This window comes from Myxococcus sp. CA023 (assembly GCF_010998615.1).
In the GTDB taxonomy this organism is placed as follows: Bacteria; Myxococcota; Myxococcia; order Myxococcales; family Myxococcaceae; genus Myxococcus.
In genome coordinates this window covers 1-25032 of sequence record NZ_JAAEAH010000111.1, presented here as the reverse complement: position 1 = coordinate 25032, position 25032 = coordinate 1, and the positions used below count along the sequence as shown (strand labels likewise).

Here is a 25032-nt window from a genome sequence, read left to right as displayed (position 1 = left end):
GCCCCCCATCCCATCCAACGCGCGATGCGTGCGCGGCGGCCCGCCCTTGCCCTGACAACACCATGCTGACCGAATCCACCCTTCCCGAAACAGCCCCCGTCTGCCCTGACCATGCTGGCGAACCGTCCACGGGGACGTGTGAGCGGTGCGGGCGCTTCGTCTGCGCGAAGTGCCGAACAGCCCAGGCAGGTGTCTGCGCCGCCTGCTCCGTCCGGCAGGTCCAGGCACTGCCCTTCACCCGGGCCCGGACGCGGTGGGCGAGCGTGGCCCTGGCGGCGAGCGCGGTCCTCGCCGTCCCTGTCGCCATCCTCAACCTCTGGCTCTACCTGAGCTTCGACAATGGGAGCCCCAGCCTCGAGGACGCCGAGTCCTTCGACCAGCTGAACGCGCTGCTCGCACTCCCCGCCCTGCTGACGATGCTCGCCACCGTGGTCCTCTACCTGCGCTGGCTGCGCCTGAGTGTGAAGACCGCCAACGCCCTGGGCTTGAGCAACGAATCGACGGGTTGGGCCACGTTCTGCTGGTTCATTCCGTTCGCCAACCTCTTCAAGCCGCTCGAGGTGGTGCGAGGCCTCTGGCAAGGGTTGGGCGGCCCCCCTGAGAGACAGTCCATGCTCACGGCCTGGTGGGCGACGTGGATCCTCAGCAACATCATCAGCAACGTCGGCAACACCTTCGCCAGGGTGGATACCGCGAACTCCACTTCGCTGTCCGTGTCGCTCCTCGCCGGGATTCTTTCAGAGGGCCTCTCCATCGCGGCGGCGGTGCTGTGCATCCGCGTCATCGGGGACATCGAGTCGCTGCTCGTGGCCCGCAGGGCGGAGGCGGAGGCGACCATGACCGGCGCCACCCCCTGATGCGCAACGTGAAAGGAGCCCCACGCCGCGCCCTGGCAGGGCATCGACGGGGGCTCCCAGGTCACCACACGGCTCGGCGCCCTACTCCACCCGCTCGCGGATGAGCGGACGGGCCGCGGGGGCCGCGTCGCCGAACCGGTACGCGGCCAGCAGGCGCGCCTTCACGTTCTCCAGCTGGGCCGCGTCGTTGTAGTGCACGCGCACCACGGGCTCGCCCTGCTTCACGGACTCGCCCGACTTCTTCAGCAGCGTGAAGCCCACGGCCGGGTCGATCTTGCTGTCCGTCCTCTGCCGGCCCGCGCCCAGCGCCACCGCCGCCAGGCCCACGCCCTCCGTGTCGATGCCGGTGACGAAGCCGTCCCGGGGCGCCACCACGTCCACGGTGGCCTTCGCCTGGGGCAGCAGGGAGTAGTCATCGATGGAGCGCGGGTCTCCGCCCTGCACCTGGACAATCTCCTTCAGCTTGCGCACCGCGCTGCCGTCCTCCACCACCTTGCGCAGCTTCTCGCGCGCCTCCTCCACCGTGGCGGCCTTCTTGCCCAGCACCAGCATCTCCGCCGTGAGGGCATACGTGACCTCGGTGTAGTCCTCCGGCGCGTTGCCGCGGAGCATGTCCACCGCCTCGATGACCTCCAGCGCGTTGCCCACCTTGCGGCCCAGCGGCTGGTCCATGTCGGTGAGCAGGGCCACGACCTTCTTCCCCATCTCCGCGCCCAGGCCAATCATCGTCTTCGCCAGCGTGCGCGCGTCCTCGTCGCGCTTCATGAAGGCGCCACTGCCCACCTTCACGTCCAGCACCAGCGCGTCGATGCCCTCCGCCAGCTTCTTGCTCATGATGGAGGACGCGATCAGCGGGATGCAGTCCACCGTCGCCGTCACGTCCCGCAGGGCATAGAGCTTCTTGTCCGCCGGGGCCACCTGCGCCGTCTGGCCAATCAGGCAGCAGTTCACCTCGCGCACCAGCCGCCGGTACTCCGACGTCGGCAGGTTGACGTTGAAGCCGGGGATGGACTCCAGCTTATCCAGCGTCCCGCCCGTGTGCCCCAGGCCCCGGCCCGAAATCATGGGCACCGGAACCCCACACGCGGCGGCCAGCGGCGCCAGGCTGAGGGAGACCTTGTCACCCACCCCGCCCGTCGAATGCTTGTCCACCTTCACACCCGGCGTGTCGGACAGGTCCAGGACCTCGCCAGACTCCAGCATGGCGCGGGCCCAGGCACCCAGCTCCCGGGAGTCCATGCCCCGGAAGAAGATGGCCATGCTCATGGCCGCCATCTGGTAGTCCGCCACCGTCCCCGCCGTATACGCCTCGATGAATGCACGGATGTCCGCCGGATCCAGCCGGCCGCCATCCCGCTTGGCCTTGATGAGTTCGTAGGGTTGCACGAGGCGAGCCCATAGCAGGAACCCACCCCTTCATGCACTCCGGGAAAGGGCGGGCATCTGGTAGATAGGCCTCTCATGATGCTCCGCCTCCACGTCCTTGCCCTCACCGCCCTCCTGTGCGCGTGTTCCAAGCAGAAGGAAGAAGCGCCCCCCTCCGGCGCCCAGCCCCCCGCCGCCGGGAAGACGGAAAAGAAGGCCCTCCCCGTGGGGCTCGTCATCGACGTGGGCGGTCGCGGAGACCACTCCTTCAATGACGCGGCGCTCCGTGGCCTGGAACTGTGGGCCGCGGGCAAGCGCTACGAGGGCGGCAAGTATGTGGACGCCACCCCCGATGAGGTCCGCCAGTCCCTGCCGCCCCACTTGACCTCGGACGCCGCCAGCTTCAAGTCGCTGGCCATCCAGCCCATCGTCCTGCAGAGCAAGGCCCAAGAGGACTACGTCCCCAATCTCCAGCTCCTGGTGGACCAGGGCGCCCGGCTCACCGTGGGCAATGGCTACATGCTGGCCAACGCGGTGCGTACCTCCGCCCAGGAAAACCCAAAGGCCCAGTTCCTGCTCATCGACAGTCAGGTGCTGGACGCGCAGGGCAAGCCCATGAAGCTGCCCAACGTGCGCACCGTCCTCTTCAAGGAGCAGGAGGGCAGCTTCCTCGTGGGCGCGCTGGCCGGGTTGGTGACGAAGACGAACAAGGTGGGCTTCGTGGGCGGCATCGAGGTCCCCCTCATCCAGCGCTTCGAGGTGGGCTACCGCGCGGGTGTGAAGACGACCAACGCCCAGGCGTCCCAGGCGCTCATGTCCGTCTACACGGGCAGCTTCAACAACATGGCCGCCGGCAAGCAGGTGGCGCAGGACCTCATCTCCAAGGGCGCGGACGTCCTCTTCCACGCCGCGGGCGCGGACGGCATCGGCGTCATCCAGGCGGTGAAGGAAGCGCGCGCCGCGGGCAAGAGCGTGTACGCCATTGGCGTGGACTCCGACCAGTCACACGTGGCGCCGGACGCCATCCTCACGTCGATGATGAAGTACTCCGACCTGGCCGTGTATCAGGCGGCGAAGGACCTGGTGGACGGCACGTTCTCCGCGGGTGAGCAGGTGCTCGGCCTCAAGGAGAACGGCGTGGGCATGGCGGAGGTGCGGGTGGAGTTCCCCGGCAAGGCGGAGGCGCTCCAGAAGGTGGAGGCCCTGCGCCAGCGCATCATCTCCGGGACGATCCAGGTCCCTGCCGTCCCGGCGGACCTCGCCTCCTTCCAGGCTGCCGCCCCCTGATTTCCCTCCAGAACATCCACAAGGCCTTCGGCACGTGCGTCTCGCTGGCGGACGCGTCGCTGGACGTGCACCGTGGCGAGCTGCTCGCCGTGGTGGGTGAGAATGGCGCGGGCAAGTCCAGCCTGATGAACGTCCTCTACGGGCTCTACCAGCCGGACGCGGGCGTGCTGTCGCTGGACGGCCAGCCCGTGCGCTTCAAGAGCCCCCGGGACGCGATTGCGCGGGGCATTGGCATGGTGCACCAGCACTTCATGCTCGTGCCCACGCTGTCGGTGGCGGAGAACGTGGTGCTGGGCCGCGAGCCCACCCGCAACGGACTGCTGGACCTGGAGCGCGCGGTGCAGGAGGTGTCCGCCACCTGCGCCCGCTTCGGCTTCCAACTGGAGCCCCGGGCGCGGGTGGACACGCTCAGCGTGGGCTCGCAGCAGAAGGTGGAGATCGTCAAGGCGCTGCACCGCGGCGCCCAGGTGCTCATCCTCGACGAGCCCACCGCCGTCCTCACGCCGCAGGAATCCGACGAGCTGGCCCGGGTCATGCGCGGACTGGTCGCGCAGGGCCACACCGTGGTGCTCATCAGCCACAAGCTGAAAGAGGTGCTCGGCGTGGCGGACCGCATCGCCGTCATGCGCCGGGGCCGCTGCGTGGCGGAGGTCCGCGCCGCCGACACCACGGCCGAACAGCTCGCCGCGCTCATGGTGGGTGACGGCCAGCGCGCTCCGGCCGCCACTTCCACCCCGGCCGTGTCCCAGGCCCCCGGCGAGCCGCTGCTGGACGTACGAGGGCTCCAGGCCACCGGCGACAACGGGCGCCCTGCCCTGCGCGGCGTGGACCTGGAGGTGCGCGCGGGTGAAATCGTCGGCATCGCGGGCGTGGACGGCAACGGACAGCGCGAGCTGGCGGAGGTCCTCACCGGCCTGCGCCCGCTGACGTCTGGGAGCGGCGCGCTCCTGGGAGGCCCCCTGAGCGGCCTTACGCCGGCCCAGGCGCGGACGCGCGGCGTGGGCCATATCCCCGAGGACCGGCTCCACCGCGCGGTGGTGAAGGCGCTCAGCGTGGAGGAGAACGTGGCCCTGGGCCGGCACACGCGGCCGCCCTTCGCGAAGGGCCCGTGGATTGATTTCAAGGGCCGCCGCGAGCGCACGCGCGAGCTGACCGTGGCCTACGACGTGCGGCCTCCCGACCCGGAAGTCGCCCTGCGGGCCCTGTCCGGAGGCAATCAGCAGAAGGTGGTGGTCGCGCGCGAGCTGGATGCGCGGCCCCGGTTGCTGGTGGTGGTGCAGCCCACGCGCGGGCTGGACGTGGGCGCGGTGGCGCAGGTCCACGCGAAGCTGCGCGAGGCGCGCGACCAGGGCACGGGCGTGCTGCTGGTGTCACTCGATTTGGAAGAGGTGCTGGCCCTGTCGGACCGCGTCTATGTCTTCTTCGAAGGCCGCGTGACGGGCCACTTCCTGCGTCACGAGTTCGACGAGCGCGAGCTGGGACGGCGCATGCTGGGGACCACGGAGCCGGGCCATGCCTGAGCGCGTGAGACAGATGCTGCCGTCGGTGCTCTCCGTGCTGCTGGCGCTGGGCGTGTGCTGGGCGCTCATCGCGCTCACCATGGAGCCGGGCACCGCGACGGACGCCTATCTGCAGATGCTGTGGGGTGGCATCGGCAACTGGCCCGCGTACCTGGACGGCGCTGCGGCCACCGTCATCACCCGCCCGCTGGGCGAGTCCGCGATGAAGGCCGCGATTCTCACCCTCACCGGCCTGTCCGTGGCGGTGGCGTTCAAGGTGGGCCTGTTCAACATCGGCGCGCAGGGACAGATGCTGCTGGGCGCGCTGGCCGCCGCGGTGGTGGGCGCCCAGGTGTCACTGCCCGGCGTGCTGCACGTGCCCGCGGCCCTGCTGGGCGCGGCGCTCGCGGGCGCGGCGTGGGCGGGCATTGCCGGGCTGCTGCGCATCTACCGGGGCGTGCACGAGGTCATCTCCACCATCATGCTCAACTGGGTGGCGCTGAGCCTGGTGGACAACTGGCTGGTGGTGGGCCCGCTGCGCGGCGCGGCCGAAGGCGGCCAGTCCATCACCGGCACTGCCGAAATCCAGGCCACCGCGGTGCTGCCTCGGCTGCTGGGGGAAGGCTCGCGGCTCAACCTGGGCTTCCCGCTGGCGCTCGTCGCGGCGCTGGCGGTGTGGGTGTGGCTGACGCGCACGCGCTCCGGCTTCGAGACGCGCGCGGTGGGCCTGGGCGCCGAGGCCGCGCGCGCCGCGGGCATCCCCGTGGCCCGGCGCATGGGCATGGCCATGGCGCTCGCGGGGGCCATGGCGGGGCTGGCGGGCGCGGTGCTGGTGCTGGGGACGGAGGGGCGCTACCCCGGCACACTGGGCGCGCCCTACGGGTTCGACGGCATCGCCATCGCGCTCATCGGCAACAACCACCCGCTGGGCGCCACCGTGTCCGCGCTCTTCTTCGGCGTGCTGCGCGCGGGCGGAACGCGCATGCAGTTGCTCGGCGTGCACAAGAGCTTCCCCGAGCTCATCCAGGGCCTCGCGCTGCTCTTCGTCGCCGGGCGCATGGTGTGGCTGGCGCTGCTGCGCCGGCGGAACGTGGCGCCCGCGGCGTCGGCGGAGGTGCCCCGTGCTTGATGTCCTCCACTCGCTGCTGTTCTCCACCTTGGACGCGGCGCCAGCGCTCATCTTCGCCGCCCTGGGCGCGGTGCTCTCCGAGCGCGCGGGCGTGATTGCCGTGGGCATGGAGGGGATGATGCGCGTAGGCGCCTTCTGCGCGGCGGTGGCGGCGCTGACGATGCCCACGCCCCTGGCCGTCGTCATGGGCATGCTCGCGGGCGCGGCCCTGGCCGGTGTGCATGGCTTCCTGAGCATCCGCTGGCGCTCGGACCAGGTAGTGTCCGGCATCGCCCTCAACCTGGTGGCCCTGGCCGGCGGCACCTTCCTGCTGGAGTCGCTCTACGGCCCCAACGGCACGCCGCCCATCCAGCAGCTCACCCGCTGGAACATCCCCGGGCTCAGCTCCGTGCCGGTGCTGGGCGCGCTGTCCGGGCACTCGGCGCCCACGTACCTGGCGCTGCTGCTGCCCTTCGCCTTCCAGGGACTGCTGACCCGCACGCCCCTGGGCCTGCGGCTGCGCGCGGTGGGCGACAAGCCCCAGGCCGTGGCAACGCTGGGCCTGTCGGTACCGGGGCTGCGCTGGGGTGCGGTGCTGGGCAGCGGGCTGCTGGCGGGCCTGGGCGGCGCGGTGCTGTCCACCGCCGTGCTGGACCGCTTCGAGCAGCACACCCCCGCGGGCTTGGGCTTCATGGCCCTGGCCGCCATGGTGTTCGGCCGGTGGACGCCCGTGGGCGCCTTCCTCGCCGCCACCTTCTTCGCCTTCGGTAACGCGCTGCGCATCGGCCTGGTGTCGAGCGCCCCCGGACTGGTCGAGCTGATCCCCCAGGGCGTCCTCCTGGCCCTCCCCTATCTGCTCACCTTGGTGGTGCTGACCCTCCAGGGCCAACGCAGCAGCGCCCCCGCCGCGCTCGGAACGCCCTACGAACAAGAGTCGCGCTGACACTTTGCGCGCAAACGGGTCATTCTGCACCCGGGTGAAAAACGAATTCGGGTCAGGAGCGACCTCGTCTTTCGTTCGCCGGATTCCAGTTGAGGTAACTTTCTCCGGTGTCGCAACGATTCAACCCCCTGACGTTACAGGGCTTCCGCCGTTGGTGGTGCAATGGGCGGCTCCGACGCGCCAGGACGAAGCGCGGCATGAGCCTCGCATAGACACAGCGCGGTATCGGATCACGTACCGGACTGGACGCAAGCGCCCAGGGGGAGCTCCATCCAGGGCGAGAGGGGTCCGCAGGACGGCCTGGAACACCCGGGTGAAGCTCACCTGGTCACCATGTAGGGGTGGCGTGATGCTGGAGACGACGGAGACCGCGACGTATCGGCCCCGAGTTCTGGCCGTGGACGTGGAGTCGGGCGGCATGGAGCGGCTGTGCTCCATCCTCTCGCCGGCGGGTTATGACGTGCTGACCGCGAGCGGACTGGCGGCGGCGGCCGCAGCAGCGGCCCATCAGTCCGCGGACCTGGTGCTGCTCGACGTGGAGCGTCCTGGCACGGACGGCCTCGCGACGTACCGGCGCCTTCAGGACGCACTGGGAAGCCCCGCCCTCCCCGTGCTCATGCTGACGCCCAGCGCGGACCGGGAGACGCGCCGCGAGGTGCTCGAGGCGGGCGTGGATGACCTGCTCATCACCGAGCCCCTGGACCCGCTGGAGCTGAAGGTCCGCATCCACACGCTGCTGGAGCTCAAGGCGCACCGCGAGCGCGGTGGCCAGCGCGCCGAAGCGCTGCAGGACCCGCGCGCCCGCTGGGTGGAGATGGAGCGGCTGGCCCGCGTGGGCACGCTGGCCGCGGACGTGGCGCAGAACCTGGGCCGCGTAGGCGAAGGCCTCCAGCGGGCGCTGGAGCACGTTCGCGCGCGCGCGCTGCAGGGCCTGCCGCCGGATGCAGACGAGCTCAAGAAGCTGGGCGTGGCCGGCGAGCAGATGCGCCTGCACGGCCAGCACCTGCTGTCGCTGGGCACCACCAATCCGAAGGACATCCAGCGCTTCGACCTGCGCGACCTCGTCCCCGCGGTGGTGGAGCGGATGCGTGACGCCGGCCGCCTGGGCACCGCCGAGGTGAAGGTGCAGCTGCCGGACGAGGCCATCGCCGTCGTCTTCAACCGCCGTCAGTTGGAGCAGGTGCTGGTGGAGCTGCTGGCCAACGCGGTGGACGCGGTGGAGGACGTGACGGACCGCCCGCGTCGCATCCACGTGGGCGTGGAGCTTCCGGACATCTTCGGGGACTTCGGCCCGCGCCTGTACGTGAAGGACACGGGCATCGGCATCTTCGAGGACGAGCTGCAGGCCGTCTTCGAGCCCTACTACACGACGAAGGCGCCCGAGAAGGGCGCCGGGCTGGGCCTCACCGTCGCGCGCACCCTGGTGGAAGCCATGGGCGGCGCGGTGACGGTGCACAGCCGCGTCAACCTGGGCAGCACCTTCACGGTGGAGCTGCCCGAGCAGACGTCGTCCTGGTAGCTAGAAGCGGTAGGCGACGCCGAAGAGCGCTTCCAGCGTGAACTCGGTGTCGTCGATGTCCGGGATGACGGCGGGCCCCAGCCGGACGTTGAAGGTGACGCCCAGCTGGCGGTTGACGAAGTACTCCAGGCCGCCGCCCACGAGGACGGGGAACACCGGACCGATTCCCTCGCCGAAGTAGACGTGGAAGGGGATGTCCAGGCCCAGGTTCACCATGACGGCGCTGCCAGCGGGGATGCCCACCACCACGCCCACGGGCAGCGCCAGGCCCACGTCGGTGTCATGCCGGTTGAAGTAGAAGAACGGGCCCGGCTGGAAGGTGAGCGCCAGCGAGAAGTTGCGCTCCTTGACGAGCTGCAACCGCATCCACGCCTGGAGCTTGATGCCCGGGTCCGTGTAGCGGACCCAGCCCTCGCGGCCCCAGTTGAAACTGAACTTGCCGCCGATGTCGAAGCGCTCCGAGCCACCGTGCAGCAGGCCCAGGGAGATGCCGGGCCAGCCAATCTGGCCATGGAAGGCGGTGTTGCCCCGTCCCAGCGTTTCACCGGCGAGGACAGACCAACCTTGACCGCGTTGCGCCAGCGCGGTGGCCGGGAGGGCCAGGAAGCAAGCGAGGAGGACTCCGGGGAGCAGTCGCTTCACACGGTACCTTTCTGCGAGGGCCGCCGAGGAGGGCGGGCGGTGGGTGCGGTGCTGCGTCTCTAGACTCACGCCGGCTGCCCGCGCTCACGCGCGAGGCCGAGGAAAGCATCGATGAAGCGGGCCAGCCGGGACTCGGCGCGCGCGCGGGCCTGAGCCAGAGGCTCACCGTCGGCGAGCGTCTCCTTCAGCTCGAAGTAGTATTTGATTTTCGGCTCGGTGCCGGAGGGACGCAGCGTGACGCGGCCGCCGCTCTCCAACTCGAGCGCGACGACGTTGGACGGAGGCAGGCCCCGCTCGCCCTTCTTGTAGTCGCTCACGGCACGGACGGCGTCACCGCCAATGTCCTTCGGAGGCGAGGCACGGAACGCGTCCATGATGCCGCGGATGACCTGCGCGCCCGCAGCGCCGGGGAACGTGAAGTTGCGCTGCGCGCCCACGTACAGGCCATGCGCGCGCTGAATCTCCTCCAGGTAGCCCAGCACCGTGGTGCCGCGCGCCTGGCACCATGCCGCCAGGTCCGCCATGACGAGCGCCGAGCCCACGCCGTCCTTGTCCCGCGTCACCGTGCCCACGGTGTAGCCCAGCGCCTCCTCGTAACCGAAGACGAAGCGGGTGCCCTCGGCATGCTCGCGCTCCAGCGCGCGGTTGGCGATCCACTTGAAGCCGGTGAGCACCTCGTCACACGCGGCGCCCAGCGAACGCGCGATGTCTCCCAACTGCGCCGAGGAGACGATGGTGGTGACGACGTGTGGCTTCCCCTGCTTCGCCCCCTGGGTGAGGACGTAGTGGCCCAGCAGCACGCCCACCTCGTTGCCCGTCAGCAGCCGCAGCGACCCGTCCGCGTCGCGCGCCATGACGGCCAGCCGGTCCGCGTCCGGGTCATTGGCCAGCACCACGTCCGCCTTCACGCGCTCGGCGGTGGCGGTGGCCAGGTCCATGGCGCCCGGCTCCTCCGGGTTGGGGAAGCGCACCGTGGGGAAGCGGCCATCCGGCTGCTGCTGCTCGGCCACGGGCGTGACGCGCGGGAAGCCCGCCTCGCGCAGGGCCCGCACGGCCCAGTCGCCGCCCACGCCGTGCATGGCGGTGTAGACGATGGACAGCGAGTCGGAGCCCTTGCCCACCACGCGCAGCCCCAGGATGGCGCGCACGTAGGCGTCGCCAATGGCCGCGGGCAAATCCCGCCACAGGCCCTTGGCGCGCGCATCGGCCGGCGTCAGCAGCGGCACGCGGTTGGCGGGCTCCACCCGGGCGATGGCGGAGGCGATGCCCGTGTCATGCGGCGGGATGATCTGCGCGCCGTTGCCCCAATAGACCTTGTAGCCGTTGTACTCGGGCGGGTTGTGGCTGGCCGTCACCATGACGGCCGCGGCGGCGTTGAGGTGCAGCGCGGCGAAGGCCACCAGCGGCGTGGGCACCGGCTCCGGGAAGACATGGGCGGGGATGCCCTCGGCGGCGAGCACCGCGGCGGTGTCCTCGGCCAGCTCCGCGCTCAGGTTGCGCGCGTCGCGGCCCACCACCACGCCCCGGGTGGCGACGTCCGGCACCTGCTCCTTGAGGTAGCGAGCCAGGCCCGCGGTGGTGCGGCGGATGACGGCGCGGTTCATCCGGTTGGGACCGGCGCCCAGCACGCCGCGCAGGCCCGCGGTGCCGAATTCCAGGTCCTGCGAGAAGCGGTCCTCCAGTTCGGCCCAGTCCGCCTTCGCCAGCAACGCCGTCAGCTCCGCCGCGGTGGACGGGTCCGGGTCCGCCTGACGCCACGCCTCCGCCCGCTCCTTCAGTCCGGTGGTGTCCATGAGCCCTCGAAGCCTCGTGTAGCCGTTGAGGGCGCGCGAGGCACGGGGCTCGCACGCCGGTTGTTCAGGTGTAGTCGGTCAGCTTGCTGCGGGTGGCGCGGCCCTTGGGGCCGTCCTTGTTGCCCTGGCACGTCACGCAGAACTCCGCGTAGGGCATGGCGCGCAGCCGCCCGAGCGGAACCTCGTCGCCGCACTCCTCGCACTCGCCGAACGCGTCCGGGTCGTCGCGCAGCTTGCCCAGCGCCTTGAGCACGCGGGCCAGCACGCCATCCATGTTCCGGTTCCGGTTGGAGGCGATGGCCTGCATCATCTCATTGAGCGGCTGCTCATCCTCGTCGCCGCCGATGCGCGCGTCATCGGTGCGGTTCGGCTCGATTCTCGACGGCGTCTTCTCCGTCAGCTCCGAGTGGAGCGCGAGCAGCAGCGCCTTGAGTTCGTCTCGCTGTTTCGCGTTCACGGTGTCCGCCCCGGGTCAGTACTTCGCGGCGGAGGTCTGCCCGGAGACGATGGCCACCGACGCGGACGCGCCCAGGCGGTTGGCCCCCGCGCGCAGCATCTTCATCGCGTCCTCGGCGGAGCGGATGCCGCCCGACGCCTTCACGCCCACCGTGTCGCCTACCACCCGGCGCATCAGCGCCACGTCCGCCTCGGTGGCCCCGCCCGGACCGAAGCCCGTGGACGTCTTCACGAAGGCGGCGCCCGCGGCCTTGGAGAGCGAGCAGGCGATGACCTTCTCCTCGTCCGTCAGCAGGGCCGTCTCCAGGATGACCTTCACCGGCACGGGCCGGCTGGCCTCCACGACGGCGGCGATGTCCTGGTGCACCAGCGCGTAGTCGTGCGCCTTGAGCGCGCCGACGTTCAGCACCATGTCGATTTCCCGCGCCCCGGCACGGATGGACTCCCGGGCCTCGAAGGCCTTGGCGGACGGCAGCGAGGCGCCCAGTGGGAAGCCCACCACGGCGATGGGCAGCGTGGACGTGCCGGCCAGCACCCGCGCCGCGGTGGCCACGTGCGTGCTGTTCACGCAGACGGAGGCAAAGCCGTACTGGCGGGCCTCCTCGGCCATCTTCACCACGTCCTCGGCGCGAGCCTCGGGCTTGAGCAGCGTGTGGTCGATATACGGCGCGAGGTCCGCGTGGGAGCGCACCGTCTCCATGGCCACCCGGGCGGTGGACGGGCCCGACGCGGGAGCACTGGCCCCGGGCGTCTGCCCCTCCTTCCACGCCTCGAGCCGGCGGCGCGCCTGGTTGGCAATGTCCTCGACGAAATGGAAGAGGTCTTCGGAGTCGGACATGCCCGGCCCCTTAGCCCACTTCCAGGCCCTCGGGAAGCGCTCCCGGGAGAAGCGCGCATCATCGGAGCCCCTGGGTGCCAGGGGGGGGGACGGAGCGGTAGAGTCCGCCTCGTGATGTCCTTTGCCCGGTGGCTCGCACTCCTCGTCCTTCTCCTCGCCTCGGTTCCGGGCCAGGTCCTGGCCCAATCCGCCGGCCAGCCGCTCACGGTGCATTTCTTCGACGTGGGACAGGGGGACGCCGCGCTCATCATCTCCCCCACCGGCAAGACGGTGCTCATCGACAGCGGCCCGCCCGACGCGCGGCACCGCCTGGAGCAGCGGCTGCGGGAGTTGGTGAAGGAGCCGCTGGACCTCGCCATCCTCACGCACCCCCACCTGGACCACCTGGGAGGCATGTCCACCGCGCTGCGCTCGGTGGGGGCCCGGCGCTTCATGGACCCGGGGTTCGACCACCCGAGCGAGGCGTACCGCGACCTGCTCAACGTCGTGGGCGACGAAGTGGGCCAGGTGATGACGCCCGTTCCCAACCCCCAGGACCCGCGCTCCCTGGTCACCATTGGCCTGGGGGATGGCGCGGCGCTCACCGTGCTGTGGCCTCGCGTGCCGGAAGACCCCTTCCTCACGGGCACCCGCTCGGACCCGAACTCCAACTCCATTGTCGCCAAGCTGACCTACGGCAAGACGGCGTTCCTCTTCACCGGCGACGCCGAGCCGGACACCGAGGCCACGCTGCTGCGCAAGCCTATCGACCTCACCTCCACCGTGCTGAAGGTGGCCCACCACGGCGGGCGGCACTCGTCCACCGCGGACTTCCTGGCCGCGGTGAAGCCCCAAGCCGCCGTCATCTCCGTGGGCGCGAAGAACGACTACGGACACCCCACCTCCGCGGTGCTGGAGCGGCTGCGCGCGGTGAAGGCCACCGTGTTCCGCACCGACCAGGACGGCGAGGTGGTGGCGACCAGCGACGGCAACGTCGTCTCCCTGCGCGCGGAGAAGCGCGAAGGGGCGTCGGAGCTGGTTCCCGGAGGCGTGAAGCCCGGCTCGGTCGCGCTCGGGCCCATCACCCGGGGAACGCGCCGGACCAGCACGCCCCGTGGGCGCGGCGCCGCGTCCGCCCCGGCGGAGGCCCCCGGCACCGACTCCACGCAACGCGGCACGGACGCGCCCCGATACTTCAGCCTCAAGGGCAGCAAGGTGTTTCACAAAGAGAGCTGCCGGACCCTGAAGCGCTCCAAGTCGGACCGCACCGCCTATTCGAGCCGCGCCGAAGCCATGCGCGAGCGCCGCCCCGCCGAGGACTGCCATCCATGAGCTTCCGCCCGCGCGTCCTCCTCACCGTCCTGCTGGCACTGACGGCCTGCAAGGAATCGCCGCCACCTCCCCCGCAGCCGGCGGCCACGCGACCGGCGGAGCCCCCTCGGCGCTACTTCGGCGGCACCCCGGACGGGAAGCTCCACGTCTACTTCTTCGACGTGGGCCAGGGCGACGCCGCGCTCATCGTGTCGCCGGACGGGTACACCGCGCTGGTGGACACGGGCCCCGCTTCCGCGGCGGAGCACCTGGTCAACCGGCTGCCCGAGCTGCTCACGCAGCGGCTGGACCTGGTGGTGCTCACCCACCCGCATTCGGACCACCATGGCGCGCTGGAGCCGGTGTTGAAGCGCGTGGGCGCCAGGCAACTGCTGGAGCCGCAGCTGGGCGCCACGCCCAAGGCCTATGACGCCCTGCTCGGCGCCGTGGCCAGCCAGGGCGTGGAGTTCATCTCCCCGTCCCCCTCCCCCGCCACGCCCAACGCGCTCCAGCGGCTGCCCCTGGGCGCGGGCGTGTCCCTCACGGTGCTGTGGCCCCGCGCGCCCACTGAGCCGCTGCTCGACGTGCCCGAGGCCGCGCTGGAGGCCAACTCCGTCATCCTCCGGCTCACCTATGGGGACACCGCGGTGCTCTTCATGGCGGACGCGCATGCCCGGACGGTGGACCACCTGCTGGCGCGCAACGCCCCCATGCAGGCCACGCTGCTCAAGGTGGCCGCGCACGGCACCGAAGGGCCCACCACGGCCGCATTCCTGACGGCCGTGGGGCCTCGCGCCGCCGTCATCTCCGCGGGCGAAGGCAACCTGATTGGCGCCCCCGCGCCGGCCATGCTCAAGCAGTTGGAGGCCACCGGCGCGCAGGTGTTCCGCACCGACCTTCACGGCGAGGTGCAGGTGGTGAGCGACGGGAAGACGCTCGTCGTCACGCCGCAGCGCCTGTCAGCTGGCGTCCCGGAAGACACGCGCTACAGCTACCCGGGCCTGGGCACGCCCATGCCCCGGGACGCCGCGCTCGCGGGGGACTCCCAGCGCGCGACGGGCCGCTCCGGCTCGGGTAACCAGCCCACGGGGAAGATGTACACCCTGAGCCTCGACGACCCGACAGACGAAGGGGCGCCACCCTCTCGCGCGGGCCCGCGCTCGCGGAGCGGGGCCTCCGACTCAGGCGCCGTGAAGGTGGGGACCTACGTCGGCAGCGTCCGCAGCGACGTGTTCCACAGGCCCACCTGCCGCAACGTCGTGAAGATCAAGTCATCGAACCTGGTGACCTTCTCCAGCCGGGAAGAGGCCTCGCGTGGACGGCGACCTGCCCGGGACTGCAACCCCTGAGGAGCCACGCCCCATGACGACCCGGGCCACGCTGGACCGAATCGAAGACGACATCGCCGTGCTGGTGGTGGAGGGCCGCGAGCTGACGCGCCCCCTGAGCGAACTGCCCGCGGGCATCCGCGAGGGAGACGTGCTCGACCTCGACACCTTGGAGGTGGACCCTGAGGCCACCGAGGCCCTGCGCGAGGAGGTGCGCAGGGCCCGCGAGAAGGCGACACGCGGCAAGAAGCCGCCGCCGGCCGGGAGCTTCGACCTCTAGGCGGCTACATCGACTTGGAGAGGACCAGCGGAATCTCCAGGTCCACGTCCTCGCCAGCGAAGGCGGAGAAGACCATCCCCTTCGCGCGGTCACGGATGCAGGTGCCCACGGGGCTGTTTCGGTTCAGGTCCTTGCGGTCGAACGTGGCCGACTTCACCGTGCCCGAGCTGCCCACGGTGGCCGTCAGCGTCACCTTGCCGCCCTTGAAGGACGGGTTCTTCCGCAGCTCGGCCTCCACGCAGTCACGGAAGGCGGGCTGCGTCTTCGCCAGCACGCGCTCCACCTCTTCGTCGGACGGGCCGCCGACTTCCTCGGTGTCCGCGGCGGCCACTTCCTCGCCGCTGCGCACCGTCGGGTCCACGTCCTTCTTGTCCGGGTCCACGTAGACGGCCTCCAGCGCCCCCTTGGACGGCGCCGCGGCGGTCTCCGGGTCCGCAACCGCGCCGGTGTCACCGGGCGCGGCGGCCGGACGATTGCCCTCCGAGGTGGGCACCGGGCGCTTGCCCTCGGCGGGCGGCTTGGGGGACACGGGCGGCGGCGCACGGCCCATCAGCTTGTCGCGCAGCGCGCCCACGCCTTCCGACGAGAAGACGGGCTGCTCCACCGCGTTGCCGCTGGCGTCCACCGTCTGCACGCGCAGCGGCACCACGCCCAGCGTCTCCGACAGGACATACGCCAGGCCCAGCGGGACGATGAGCAGCAGCAACGCGAAGACGGCGTACTTCCAGGCGGGGTTGCGGCGCGTGACACCCGACTTCTTGGCGAAGTGGCGCGTGTCCTCCACGGCCTTGCCTTCGTCGTCGTCCTCGCCGCCGCCCAGCGCGGCCCGCGGGTCATCGGGGTACGGCACGCCGCCGTCGTCCTGGGGCTCCTCGCCGTCACCACCGTTGCGGTTGCCCGGCAGGTCCAGGTCGGAGAACAGCGCGTCGTCCAGCGGCGCGGCGTTGGCGGCCTGGGGCTGCGGCTGCTGCGCGCGGCGGGTCACCTGAGCCTGCTGCTGAGGTTGCGGCTGCGGCTGCGCGCGCGGCAAGGGGTCGCCGTAATACGTGTTGTCCGGTGCTTCGTCTTCCTCGTCTGGCCAGGGCTGCTCAGACTCGGCGTGCCGCGGCTCGGCGGCGGGCGGCGGCTCGAAGAGGCCGGCCAGCTCGGGGATGTCCGAACCGCGCTTCCAGTCCGCCATGCCCTGCTGCCAGAAGAAGCTGCGGCCATTCACGGTGCCGGTGGCCACCAGCTCGCGGAGGGCGCCCTCGTCCAGCGGCCCCTCCTGCTTGTTGCGCACCATGACGAACCAGGGCGAACCCGTGGCCTTCATGGGCGCGGCGCGCGTGGGCTCATCGTCCCAGGGCGTCTGCAGCGCGGCCGCGGGCGCCTTCGCCACCGGAGCGGCCGCGATGGGCGCGCTGATGACGGCCGCCGGGGCGGCGGCGCTCGCTTCGGGCTCCGCCAGGGAACGCTCCTGGGCGCGGATGCGTTCCACGTCCGCGAGGGACACCACGCGGGTGTTCTCTTCCTCGGCGGGCCCTTCGACGGTGATGACGTTCTGGCAGTTCTTGCAGCGGACCTTGACCGTCTTGCCGCGGACCTTTTCGTCCGCAATGGAATACCGCTTCTGGCAATTGTCGCAGGTAAAGTTCAAGAGGGGCGTCCAGCTTCCGGGGGAAAACGCGGGCGGGATGCTACCGCTAGAAATCTCCGGCGCAAACCACAGGTTGACTCTGTCTTGCGGCCCAACTATTGAGCCGCCCTCCCCCCTGTCTTCACTCGCCTTTTACACAAGGTGGCGAATGCCGGCGAAGGACCTCGGAACAAAACACGTCTGCTTCAAGTGCCAGACGAAGTTCTACGACATGAAGAAGCCGGACCCGATCTGCCCGAAGTGTGGGGCCGATCAGAGGGAAAGCCCGGCGCTCAAGCCCCAGCCCGAGGGAAGGCGTGGCCGTCTCGCCGCCGCCCCGAAGGTCATTGAGCCTATTGAACCGGAGGAACCCGCCAGTCGCGGCGAAGACGAGGAGGAGGAACTGGACTCCTTCGACGACGACGAGGCGGCGGGAGGCGAAAGCGAAGAGGACGAAATCTAGGTTCGCAAACAACGAGGGGCTCCACGGCGCAAGCCGGGAGCCCCTTCGCTTTTCAGGCCGTGGCGTTTGCGCCCGGACGGCCTGGCTTCAGTTGGACGAGGCGGGCGTCAGCTCCACCAGCGCGCGGCGGAGCTGCTCGTACAGGGTCGGCCCCATCTCCTGCATGCCGATGGGCCGAACCGCCGCCTTGCGGGGCGCCTCCAGGCCGCGCATGCCGTTGCTCGGGAATGCTTGCTTCTTTGGTTGCTGCTGCATGACTCGGCCCCCTCTTCTCGGTCGTGGCTTCTGCCGCCCGTATAACAATTTTTCTGTTGGAACGGAAACGCCAATCGATTCGCGGCTTCTCAACCTTTTAGACGTCGAGCGCCGGAATCCTTCAAGGGTACGGACTGGCGGGCTACTTCAGGTCGGCCACCGGCCACTCCGCGTCCACCTGGACGCGCTCGCCGGCGCGAACCGTCACGGTGCGGGCTTGTTCTGGAAGCCGCTCGTGCCAGAGGACCAGGGTGTGGGTGCCCTCGGGGACCTCCAGTTGGAAGCGCCCATCCGCGCCGCTGGTCGCGAAGTACCCATGATTGAAGATGCGCACGCGCGCGCGCATCCAGGGATGGATGTCGCAGTGGATGGGGACTTCGCCCGGCTCGGCGGGCAGCTGCCGCTTCACCGTCATCCCCTCCAGCGGCATGGCCACGTTGAAGAAGGCGCGGTTGGTTCCAGAGGCGGCGCGAACGTTGTGGACCAACGGGTCCGAGTTGCGAATGACCAGGGTGCTTCCGGTGCGAGCAGCGAGCACGGGCGGGTCATAGACACACTGCTTCTGGTCCAGCACGGGCTCCGGCGCGGCGCGCGTGGACGCGGGCAGCGCGTGGCCGTCTCTAAGGGAAACCACGGTGTGGGCCAACGCGCCCTCGCTTCCCACCACGAGCGTGCGCTCCTCTGTCTCGTCGCCACACACGGAGACGACGGTACCAATGGTGGGCTGGCGGGCGGGTGCGGGGGGCGTGCCGGCAAGACGGACGCGCCCCTCGATGACGCCCCACTTCGTGTTCGTGGCGGCAGGCGCGATGGCCGGCGAAGTGGTGGTGGTGGCGGGTGGCGGGGACGCGGACTCCTTGCAGGCAGGAGTGAGCGCGCAGAGAACGATGACGAAGGATGGACGAAGCACGCGCTCCGGTCTAACGGGTGCGTGAAGCTGTTTCAAATGCAGCATGGCAGCAAGGGCCACGAGGGATGACTCATGGCCCATTTGGACGTTGGACCCTCATCAACCTTGTTGGTACAAGAACTTGGCCGTTGCCGTACACGGTGCGGCCCTGTGGGAGGCAGCAACTTTGCGGGAGAAATTGAAAGCGCTGGCGGAGCTGCAGAACGTGGACCTCGAGGTCGCCTCGCTTCGGAAGGCCGCGGACGTTCACCCCCGTCAGATTGCCGAGTTGGAGCGGGAACTGGGTGTGGCCCGCAGCGCCATCGAGGCGGAACGGGCACGCGTCTCCGACATGGAGAAGCAGAAGGCCCAGCTCGAGCAGAACATCACGGACGAGAAGGACAAGGTGAAGAAGTGGGAGACGCGGCTCAGCGAGCAGCGTTCCACCCGCGAGTACTCCGCCCTGGCCCGTGAAATCGACATCGCCAAGAAGGCCAATCTGACGATGGCGGAGGAGCTGGCGGAGCTGACGAAGCAGCTCGGCGGCGCTCGCGAGGCCATCAAGGGCAAGGAGGCCGACTACGCGACGAAGCAGCAGGGCCTGTCCGGCCGGATGACGGAGCTGCGCGGCAAGCTGGGCGAAGCCGAGTCGCAGGTGAAGGGGCTGGAAGGTCGTCGCGCCGAAGTGGCCTCGAGCGTGGATGCCACCCTGCTGCGCCGCTACGAGGTGGTGCGCAAGAAGAAGCTGCCCGCCATGGTCGGCGTGGTCGCCGGCACCTGCCAGGGCTGCAACATGAACGTGCCCCCGCAGCTCTACAACCAGCTTCGCACCGGGCTGGGCACGGACATCTGTCCTTCGTGCAACCGCATCATCTACGCGGTGGAAGCGCTGCAGGAAACCCCGGCGGCGTCGAAGTAGCGGCACGGCTTCGTGGACATGCCCGCACCGTCCATCATCGACATCCTCCGCCACATCGCGCGTGAGGAGCCGTTGCAAGGGACGGTACGTGAGTTCCGAGGCCTCACCCGGGAGCACCTCGGGCAGCTCATCGAGGATGCCGCACAGCGGCTCGGCGGGATGCCGCCAGCTTCCGCTGCGTCGGCTCCGAGCACGCAGGTGCCGGCTGGGGCCATGAGCCCGCCGGTGGATGCGGCGCCCGCTTCCGAATCGCATCCGCGGCTGCGCGTCTATTCAGATGGCGCGGCTCGGGGCAATCCAGGGCCCGCGGGCGCGGGCGCGGTGCTGATGGACCCCGCGGGCAACGTGGTGGCCCGGCTCGGGCGGTTCCTGGGGCATCAGACGAACAACTGCGCGGAGTACATGGGCCTGCTACTGGGCCTGAAGCATGCGCAGTCGTTGGGCGCGCGCGAGGTGGACGTCTACGCGGACAGCGAGCTGATGATTCGTCAGCTCGGCGGGCGCTACCAGGTGAAGAGCCCGACGCTGAAGCCGCTCTACGAAGAAGCGCAGAAGCTGATCAAGGGCTTCACGAAAGTGAAGCTGCATCACGTCCCCCGCGCACAGAACGCCGAGGCGGATGAGATGAGCAACCGCGCCATCGACGAGCGGCTGTAGTCATTCCAGGGACGGACATCAGGGGGGAATTGGTGACTGCCAACAAGCGCCTGTGGTTCATCCGTGCGGGCCGCGATGCCGCGTTCTTCGATGCCTTCAAGGCGGAGGGGCACGTCGGCATCGGATGGGACAAGGTCGGCCCGCTCGCGCCAGACACGAGCGCGGACGAGCTTGAAGCCCGGTTCGCCAAGGCATATCCGGAGGACAAGGAAGGCACCCCGTCTTCTCACGCGCTCCGACCTTCGTGAGCTTCTGGTCGAGCAGTACGAGAACCTCGACGCGGAGACGAGGGCGCTGGTCCCCCTGAAAAAGCTCTACTGGCTCATCGGGTAGTCGAAAGACGTGGGCGTCAGTCCCACGCAATCTGGTCGAAGGTGGCGCGCAGTTTCGCGCCCCGGGCTGGATGCAGTTGCGCTACCCAGGCGATGCGTCCCAGCAGATGCGCTCGGAAATCGGGATGGCCCTCGGTGTTCTGACTCACGGGGCCTCGCGTGCGGCACAGGTGGAGAAGGGCCTTCAGTCGCTCGTAGTCCGTGCGGCGAATAGAAGGATGCTCATTCACCACCACGCCCGCGAGCCGCTGCTGAGCGCTCCGGTGCATTACCCGCGTCTTCCCCGTGCGCGGCGTGAAGCCCTCCTCCCGGAGAATCTGGTTCACGTAGCGCAGCAACTTGTGCGTGCGCCGGGCCAATGCGTCACCACCCGAGAACGCCATGTCATCCGCGTATCGCGTGTACCGCGCGCCCATCGCAGCAGCGAGCGCCGACAGCCGGACATCAAGCCGGTACGCCGCGAGGTTGGCCAGCGCGGGCGATGTGGGCGCCCCCTGTGGCAGGTGACGCGATTCGAGCCTCCGCGCCAGGCGCCAGCGCGCGCTAGCCTCGGCGAGTGAATCCGGCCGCCGCGCCTGCGACACCACCGCGCTGGGTGTGCGGTTCGTGCAGAGCCCCGCGAGCGCGCTCACCACGCCGTCCGGATATCCCGCCGTGCGGAACACCGCCCAGATTCGCGCGGGCCGCACCGCGAAGAAGAAGTCTTCGATGTCCACTCGCACCACGACGGCCTGTCGTGCGTGAGGCTCCGCGAAACTACGAACGCTCCGCCCCACGACGAAGCCATGCGCCGCGTCGTGCGGCGGGATGTGGTCCAGAATGCCGTGGAGCAGCTTGCGCTGAACCAGGAGCAGGTCCAATCCCGGCCGCTCCAGCAGGCGCTCACCACCGCTGCGCTTCGGAATCCAGGTGTACCGGTAGCGCCGCCACCGCCCTGGCGAGGACGTGCGCTCGATGCCCGGTACATCCGCCAGCCAGCCCAGTTGCGCCCCTGTCACCCCCAACCATGCCGCGAGTTCGGCTTGGGTCGACAGCGACGGCACGGGCCACGGCTGCCGCGCCATCTGCGGCTCGGACGTAATCCAGCGCACGATGCGTGCACGCGCCGAAGGGTCTGTGAAGCCCCGCATAAACGCGGGGCGCGAAGCCAACAAGTCCCCGAGCAACTCCATCCGTGCATGCGGCGGACGCGGGAAGAAGATCATCGCGCTCCGAGCCAACGACGACACCCAAGGCGCCCGTCCTCCGACGACCTCCGTGCCCCTTTCAACGAGTCCCTTGAGCGTCCAGGGCCCCGCGAGGAACGCGGACGCGAGCGCCTGAGCCACGACGCGCTGCTCGCTCATCTTCCACACTCACGCCATGCGGCGGCGTGGCCCCACCTGTCGTGTCTTGCGTGGCCCGGGCCGCGGCTCGCCGCGGAGACGGCCGCGCGTGACGGTGTGCTCCTGATGAAATGTCCCCGGGGGTGCCCCGGAGAGGCAGCGGACCGCATCTGCACGGACCGGCTACCCGCTGGGTGTCCAAGCCGCCGCATGGCCCGCCGACGGTACACGCCGCACTTTCAAAAAGAAAATGCCGGGCGCGCTCGCCCCTTGTGCCGCGACCGAACGGTGATTGAGTTGCGCCCGTGACGGCTTCCACCGAGACACAACGGGCCATTCAAGCGGTCTGGCGAATCGAGTCAGCGCGCCTCATCGCGGGACTCGCGCGGATGGTCCGTGACGTGGGCCGCGCGGAGGAACTCGCACAGGACGCGCTCGTCACCGCGCTTGAGAAATGGCCGGAGACGGGCGTCCCGGACAACCCGGGCGCGTGGCTCATGGCCACCGCCAAGCGCCGCGCCATCGACGAACTGCGCAGGGGCAAGCTCCTCGAGCGCAAGCACGAGGAACTCGGTCACGAACTGGAGTCGCTGCAAGGCACGGCCGCGCCGGACCTGGACGCCGCGCTCGACGACGTCGTGGGCGATGACCTGTTGCGATTGATGTTCGTCTCCTGCCACCCAGTGCTCTCCAAGGAGACACGGGTGGCGCTCACGCTCCGGCTGCTCGGAGGCCTGACGACCGAGGAGATTGCCCGCGCCTTCCTCGTCCCCGTCCCCACCGTGGCCCAGCGCATCGTCCGGGCCAAGCGCACGCTCGCGGAGGCACACGTCCCCTTCGAAGTCCCCGATAGCGAGGAGCTGGCCGCCCGCCTGTCGACCGTTCTCGAGGTCATCTACCTCGTCTTCAATGAAGGCTACGCGGCGACGGCCGGCGATGACTGGATGCGCCCCGCACTCTGCGAGGATGCCCTGCGCCTGGGCCGAATCCTGGTGGGGCTCGCGCCGAAGGAGCCGGAGGTCCATGGCCTCGTCGCCCTGATGGAGATTCAGTCGTCACGCTCACGAGCGCGCGTCGGGCCGAAGGGCAAGCCCGTCCTCCTTCTGGAGCAGAACCGGGCCCTCTGGGATCAACTCCTCATTCGCCGGGGCCTCGCAGCGCTCGAACGCGCCGAGGCGCTGGGAGGCGCTCAGGGCCCCTCTGCGCTCCAGGCCGCCATCGCCGCCTGCCACGCCCGCGCGCGCACGGCCGAGGCCACGGACTGGGCACGCATTGCAGCGCTCTACGACACCCTGGCCCAGGTCGTCCCCTCCCCTGTCGTGGAGCTCAATCGGGCGGTCGCCCATTCCATGGCGTTCGGCCCGGAGGCGGGACTGACCATCGTGAACGCGCTGACCTCGGAGCCGTCACTCCAGGGCTACCACCTGCTGCCCAGCGTCCGCGGAGACCTGCTCGGCAAGCTGGGCCGGCTCGACGAGGCCCGCGCGGAGTTCGAGCAGGCCGCCGCCCTCACGGCGAACACACGAGAACGCGCGCTGCTCCTCGAACGGGCCGCCGCATGCTCGCGCGGAACCGGACGTTCCTGAGCCCGGCGGACGCCCCGGAGTGGACCGCCCCTGCCCGGCTGTTGTAAGCGCAAGGTGCCGGAGCGGCCCGGGTGAACGCCGGTCACCGCAGTCATGGGTGGCGGGAGGAAAGTCCGAGCTCCAGAGGGCAGGGTGCTGGCTAACGGCCAGTCGAGGCGACTCGCAGGAAAGTGCCACAGAAAACAGACCGCCCGTTCCGCAAGGGGCGGGTAAGGGTGAAACGGTGCGGTAAGAGCGCACCGCGTCCGGGGTGACTCGGACGGCTCGGTAAACCCCACCTGGAGCAAGAGCCAATAGGAGCGCGTCCTCGCCGTACGGAGGACAGGGATGGCCCGTCCCATGCGTTCGGGTTGCTCGCTGATGAGGCCCCTGGGCAACCAGGGCCCTAGATGAATGTTCACCGCCCATCCCGAAAGGGGTGGGAACAGAACTCGGCTTACACGGCCGCTCCGGCGTTTTCCCTCTGAAGTCAGCGCGTGGAACCCCCTCCTCGGCGTGGGAACTGCGGTTCTCCACGATGGAGGGGCTTTGCTTCACGGGCCTAGTGTCTCCGGCATGCAAATGCAAACCGGTAGGCACTGGCAACGAAGCGTCCTGGCCGCAGTCGCAGTCCTGGTCCTGTCCGCCTGCAACGTGGGCGACGAGCACGAGGAGCCCCTGCAACTGGGCACCAGCGAAGCGGAGCTCTCCTGTCAGGTGAGCCAGCAGTGTGCGGATGGCACATCCATCACCTGCGGCTCCGCGAGCGGCATCTGTGCCTCCGGCGCGGACAACGGCGGCTGGGTGGAGTGCAACGGGAGCAGGACCTACTGTCCGACGACGACGCCGTGTACCTGTGAGAGCACGCGGCGCACGTCCGTGGGCTATGCCACCAGCTTCAACTGCCCGGGCGCGTGGGCCCTGGCACGGACCGACGCGCGGGACCTCGCCAACCAGCAATGTCCACGGGGGACCTGCAACGTCGTCACGACGAATGGCACCTGCACCCGCGTCGACGCCACCACGATGGGGGCGGAGGTCACCGCCACCTATTCCTGCATGGGGCCCCCGAACTGCCAGTAGCCGGCAGCACCCAGGTGCCCGGTCAGGCGCGGCTCAACGCGCCACGGGCACCTGGCCCAGCAGGATGCGGTCCTTGCCGTCGTTGCGCACGGCGTTCGGGTTGAGGATGCGCAGCCGGGAGTCCGTACGCGGCTCCCAGAACCCCAGCCAGATGTTCAGCGCGCGGGCCGTCGAGCCGGGCGGCACGTAGATGGGGAACTCGTCCTTCACCGTCTCACCGGGCTTCCACTGCGACGTGGGCAGCATGCCGCCCGCGGGCTTGTGGTCCACGTTGATGCGCTCGGCGCGGCCGTCCGCGTCCTCCACGTGGACGAAGATGAGGTAGTCGTCGTCCATGGGCTGGAGCACCTTGAAGTAGAGCGCCACCTTCGCCTGGTCTCCGGGCGTCAGCCGGCCGGGCTCCACCGTGGCCCCCACCAACTCCACCTTGCCGCCCAGGTTGGCGCCGCTCTTCACGGACAGGGGGGGCACCTGGGTGACGGTGGCCGCGCGCCGCTCCTGCGCGCTGGCGCCGCCGGGCGCCTCCACGATGCAGGCGCTGCCGAGCAGCAGGACCGACGGAAGCAGGACACAGGAGGGCTTGAGACGCATCACGACCGGGTTCTACCCGGCCACGGGCGCTGCATCCACCGGCGCATTGGTGTATGCGAACCCGCGCACATGAAGACGCCCAACGCCCTCGACGCCCTGACCGCGCAGGTGCCGCCCGCCCCCTCTCCCGCTC

At 70.0% G+C, this 25032-nt stretch carries 25 protein-coding genes and 1 other RNA gene; 16 read left to right on the top strand and 10 right to left on the bottom strand.

Annotated elements, in window-relative coordinates; translation table 11 throughout:
- A partial coding sequence (locus F8M74_RS34175; RefSeq protein WP_228560804.1) for a DUF4328 domain-containing protein occupies window positions 1-857 on the top strand: 857 nt, incomplete at its 5' end.
- Between the two features lie 81 nt (window positions 858-938).
- On the opposite strand, the gene F8M74_RS34170 is transcribed toward F8M74_RS34175, so the two are convergent.
- Window positions 939-2243, bottom strand: a complete 1305-nt coding sequence (locus F8M74_RS34170; RefSeq protein WP_141258266.1) for a thymidine phosphorylase — start codon at window positions 2241-2243, stop codon at window positions 939-941.
- A gap of 75 nt (window positions 2244-2318) precedes the next feature.
- Here F8M74_RS34170 and F8M74_RS34165 point away from each other — a divergent pair, with 75 nt between their 5' ends.
- The 5 genes from F8M74_RS34165 (at window position 2319) to F8M74_RS34145 (ending at window position 8578) form a co-directional block, all read left to right on the top strand.
- Window positions 2319-3509: a BMP family protein gene (locus F8M74_RS34165; protein WP_141258267.1), complete on the top strand. Its 1191-nt coding sequence runs from the start codon at window positions 2319-2321 to the stop codon at window positions 3507-3509.
- Between the two features lie 44 nt (window positions 3510-3553).
- Window positions 3554-5029: an ABC transporter ATP-binding protein gene (locus F8M74_RS34160; RefSeq protein ID WP_228560805.1), complete on the top strand. Its 1476-nt coding sequence runs from the start codon at window positions 3554-3556 to the stop codon at window positions 5027-5029.
- Window positions 5022-6137: an ABC transporter permease gene (locus F8M74_RS34155; protein ID WP_141258269.1), complete on the top strand. Its 1116-nt coding sequence runs from the start codon at window positions 5022-5024 to the stop codon at window positions 6135-6137. The genes F8M74_RS34160 and F8M74_RS34155 overlap by 8 nt, the downstream gene beginning before the upstream one ends.
- A complete protein-coding gene (locus F8M74_RS34150; RefSeq protein WP_141258270.1) occupies window positions 6130-7059 on the top strand; it encodes an ABC transporter permease in 930 nt (309 codons plus the stop codon). Before F8M74_RS34155 ends, F8M74_RS34150 begins: the two co-directional genes overlap by 8 nt.
- A 349-nt stretch (window positions 7060-7408) precedes the next feature.
- Window positions 7409-8578 (top strand): sensor histidine kinase, encoded by a 1170-nt coding sequence (locus F8M74_RS34145; RefSeq protein ID WP_141258271.1) that lies wholly within the window; start codon window positions 7409-7411, stop codon window positions 8576-8578.
- On the opposite strand, the gene F8M74_RS34140 is transcribed toward F8M74_RS34145, so the two are convergent.
- The 4 genes from F8M74_RS34140 to deoC form a co-directional block, all read right to left on the bottom strand.
- Window positions 8579-9220, bottom strand: a complete 642-nt coding sequence (locus F8M74_RS34140) for a hypothetical protein (protein WP_228560802.1) — start codon at window positions 9218-9220, stop codon at window positions 8579-8581.
- Window positions 9221-9285: 65 nt separating this feature from the next.
- Complete coding sequence (locus tag F8M74_RS34135; protein ID WP_141258273.1) at window positions 9286-11013, bottom strand: phospho-sugar mutase; 1728 nt, start codon at window positions 11011-11013, stop codon at window positions 9286-9288.
- Between the two features lie 64 nt (window positions 11014-11077).
- Complete coding sequence (locus F8M74_RS34130; RefSeq protein WP_141258274.1) at window positions 11078-11470, bottom strand: TraR/DksA family transcriptional regulator; 393 nt, start codon at window positions 11468-11470, stop codon at window positions 11078-11080.
- A 15-nt stretch (window positions 11471-11485) separates the two neighbouring features.
- Window positions 11486-12307, bottom strand: coding sequence for a deoxyribose-phosphate aldolase (gene deoC / locus F8M74_RS34125; RefSeq protein ID WP_141258275.1), 822 nt, complete (start codon window positions 12305-12307; stop codon window positions 11486-11488).
- A 114-nt stretch (window positions 12308-12421) separates the two neighbouring features.
- On the opposite strand from deoC, the gene F8M74_RS34120 reads away from it, so the two are divergent.
- From F8M74_RS34120 to F8M74_RS34110, 3 genes are read left to right on the top strand one after another with little or no spacing between them, the layout of a single operon-like run.
- Window positions 12422-13618, top strand: coding sequence for a ComEC/Rec2 family competence protein (locus F8M74_RS34120; protein ID WP_141258279.1), 1197 nt, complete (start codon window positions 12422-12424; stop codon window positions 13616-13618).
- On the top strand, window positions 13615-14946 hold the full coding sequence (locus F8M74_RS34115; protein WP_141258276.1) for a ComEC/Rec2 family competence protein: 1332 nt from the start codon (window positions 13615-13617) through the stop codon (window positions 14944-14946). Before F8M74_RS34120 ends, F8M74_RS34115 begins: the two co-directional genes overlap by 4 nt.
- Before the next feature lie 13 nt (window positions 14947-14959).
- On the top strand, window positions 14960-15205 hold the full coding sequence (locus F8M74_RS34110; protein ID WP_141258277.1) for a DUF3006 domain-containing protein: 246 nt from the start codon (window positions 14960-14962) through the stop codon (window positions 15203-15205).
- A 4-nt stretch (window positions 15206-15209) separates the two neighbouring features.
- Here the strand turns inward: F8M74_RS34110 and F8M74_RS34105 are convergent, their stop codons facing one another.
- Entirely contained in the window at window positions 15210-16841 is a 1632-nt protein-coding gene (locus F8M74_RS34105) for an AgmX/PglI C-terminal domain-containing protein (RefSeq protein ID WP_163884689.1), read from the bottom strand.
- A 148-nt stretch (window positions 16842-16989) separates the two neighbouring features.
- Between F8M74_RS34105 and F8M74_RS34100 the strand changes: the two genes are divergently transcribed.
- The gene (locus F8M74_RS34100) at window positions 16990-17283 is read left to right on the top strand and encodes a TIGR02300 family protein (protein ID WP_141258897.1); all 294 of its coding nucleotides are present in this window, start codon (window positions 16990-16992) and stop codon (window positions 17281-17283) included.
- Window positions 17284-17370: 87 nt separating this feature from the next.
- Here the strand turns inward: F8M74_RS34100 and F8M74_RS34095 are convergent, their stop codons facing one another.
- Window positions 17371-17538, bottom strand: coding sequence for a hypothetical protein (locus F8M74_RS34095; protein ID WP_163884686.1), 168 nt, complete (start codon window positions 17536-17538; stop codon window positions 17371-17373).
- A gap of 142 nt (window positions 17539-17680) precedes the next feature.
- Window positions 17681-18508 carry a hypothetical protein gene (locus F8M74_RS34090; protein WP_141258896.1) on the bottom strand — a complete coding sequence of 276 codons (828 nt, stop codon included), beginning with the start codon at window positions 18506-18508 and terminating at the stop codon, window positions 17681-17683.
- A 106-nt stretch (window positions 18509-18614) separates the two neighbouring features.
- On the opposite strand from F8M74_RS34090, the gene F8M74_RS34085 reads away from it, so the two are divergent.
- The 3 genes from F8M74_RS34085 to F8M74_RS34075 are packed head-to-tail and all read left to right on the top strand — an operon-like array spanning window position 18615 to window position 20251.
- Window positions 18615-19346, top strand: a complete 732-nt coding sequence (locus tag F8M74_RS34085; protein WP_141258895.1) for a zinc ribbon domain-containing protein — start codon at window positions 18615-18617, stop codon at window positions 19344-19346.
- An 18-nt stretch (window positions 19347-19364) separates the two neighbouring features.
- Window positions 19365-20003: a ribonuclease HI family protein gene (locus F8M74_RS34080; protein WP_141258894.1), complete on the top strand. Its 639-nt coding sequence runs from the start codon at window positions 19365-19367 to the stop codon at window positions 20001-20003.
- 32 nt (window positions 20004-20035) lie between these two features.
- Window positions 20036-20251 carry a hypothetical protein gene (locus F8M74_RS34075; RefSeq protein ID WP_228560909.1) on the top strand — a complete coding sequence of 72 codons (216 nt, stop codon included), beginning with the start codon at window positions 20036-20038 and terminating at the stop codon, window positions 20249-20251.
- A 101-nt stretch (window positions 20252-20352) separates the two neighbouring features.
- On the opposite strand, the gene F8M74_RS34070 is transcribed toward F8M74_RS34075, so the two are convergent.
- Window positions 20353-21681, bottom strand: a complete 1329-nt coding sequence (locus F8M74_RS34070; protein ID WP_141258893.1) for a reverse transcriptase family protein — start codon at window positions 21679-21681, stop codon at window positions 20353-20355.
- Between the two features lie 284 nt (window positions 21682-21965).
- Between F8M74_RS34070 and F8M74_RS34065 the strand changes: the two genes are divergently transcribed.
- The 3 genes from F8M74_RS34065 to F8M74_RS34055 all read left to right on the top strand — a co-directional run bounded on the left by F8M74_RS34065 (window position 21966) and on the right by F8M74_RS34055 (window position 24308).
- Window positions 21966-23246, top strand: a complete 1281-nt coding sequence (locus F8M74_RS34065; protein ID WP_141258892.1) for an RNA polymerase sigma factor — start codon at window positions 21966-21968, stop codon at window positions 23244-23246.
- A gap of 59 nt (window positions 23247-23305) precedes the next feature.
- An RNA gene (rnpB, locus tag F8M74_RS34060) (RNase P RNA component class A) lies at window positions 23306-23701 on the top strand.
- A 100-nt stretch (window positions 23702-23801) separates the two neighbouring features.
- Entirely contained in the window at window positions 23802-24308 is a 507-nt protein-coding gene (locus tag F8M74_RS34055; RefSeq protein ID WP_141258891.1) for a lipoprotein, read from the top strand.
- Window positions 24309-24341: 33 nt separating this feature from the next.
- Here the strand turns inward: F8M74_RS34055 and F8M74_RS34050 are convergent, their stop codons facing one another.
- A complete protein-coding gene (locus tag F8M74_RS34050) occupies window positions 24342-24899 on the bottom strand; it encodes a hypothetical protein (RefSeq protein ID WP_171410507.1) in 558 nt (185 codons plus the stop codon).
- Between the last annotated feature and the right edge of the window lie 133 nt (window positions 24900-25032).

Excerpts from the sequence above, each read along its gene's own strand:
- F8M74_RS34135 (WP_141258273.1), bottom strand. The coding sequence starts at position 11,013 with ATGGACACCACCGGACTGAAGGAGCGGGCGGAGGCGTGGCGTCAGGCG.
- F8M74_RS34095 (WP_163884686.1), bottom strand. The coding sequence starts at position 17,538 with ATGCAGCAGCAACCAAAGAAGCAAGCATTCCCGAGCAACGGCATGCGC.
- F8M74_RS34100 (WP_141258897.1), top strand. The coding sequence starts at position 16,990 with ATGCCGGCGAAGGACCTCGGAACAAAACACGTCTGCTTCAAGTGCCAG.
- F8M74_RS34110 (WP_141258277.1), top strand. The coding sequence starts at position 14,960 with ATGACGACCCGGGCCACGCTGGACCGAATCGAAGACGACATCGCCGTG.
- F8M74_RS34070 (WP_141258893.1), bottom strand. The coding sequence starts at position 21,681 with ATGAGCGAGCAGCGCGTCGTGGCTCAGGCGCTCGCGTCCGCGTTCCTC.
- F8M74_RS34145 (WP_141258271.1), top strand. The coding sequence starts at position 7,409 with ATGCTGGAGACGACGGAGACCGCGACGTATCGGCCCCGAGTTCTGGCC.
- F8M74_RS34055 (WP_141258891.1), top strand. The coding sequence starts at position 23,802 with ATGCAAATGCAAACCGGTAGGCACTGGCAACGAAGCGTCCTGGCCGCA.
- deoC (WP_141258275.1), bottom strand. The coding sequence starts at position 12,307 with ATGTCCGACTCCGAAGACCTCTTCCATTTCGTCGAGGACATTGCCAAC.
- F8M74_RS34120 (WP_141258279.1), top strand. The coding sequence starts at position 12,422 with ATGTCCTTTGCCCGGTGGCTCGCACTCCTCGTCCTTCTCCTCGCCTCG.
- F8M74_RS34115 (WP_141258276.1), top strand. The coding sequence starts at position 13,615 with ATGAGCTTCCGCCCGCGCGTCCTCCTCACCGTCCTGCTGGCACTGACG.
- F8M74_RS34080 (WP_141258894.1), top strand. The coding sequence starts at position 19,365 with ATGCCCGCACCGTCCATCATCGACATCCTCCGCCACATCGCGCGTGAG.
- F8M74_RS34050 (WP_171410507.1), bottom strand. The coding sequence starts at position 24,899 with ATGCGTCTCAAGCCCTCCTGTGTCCTGCTTCCGTCGGTCCTGCTGCTC.
- F8M74_RS34165 (WP_141258267.1), top strand. The coding sequence starts at position 2,319 with ATGATGCTCCGCCTCCACGTCCTTGCCCTCACCGCCCTCCTGTGCGCG.
- F8M74_RS34155 (WP_141258269.1), top strand. The coding sequence starts at position 5,022 with ATGCCTGAGCGCGTGAGACAGATGCTGCCGTCGGTGCTCTCCGTGCTG.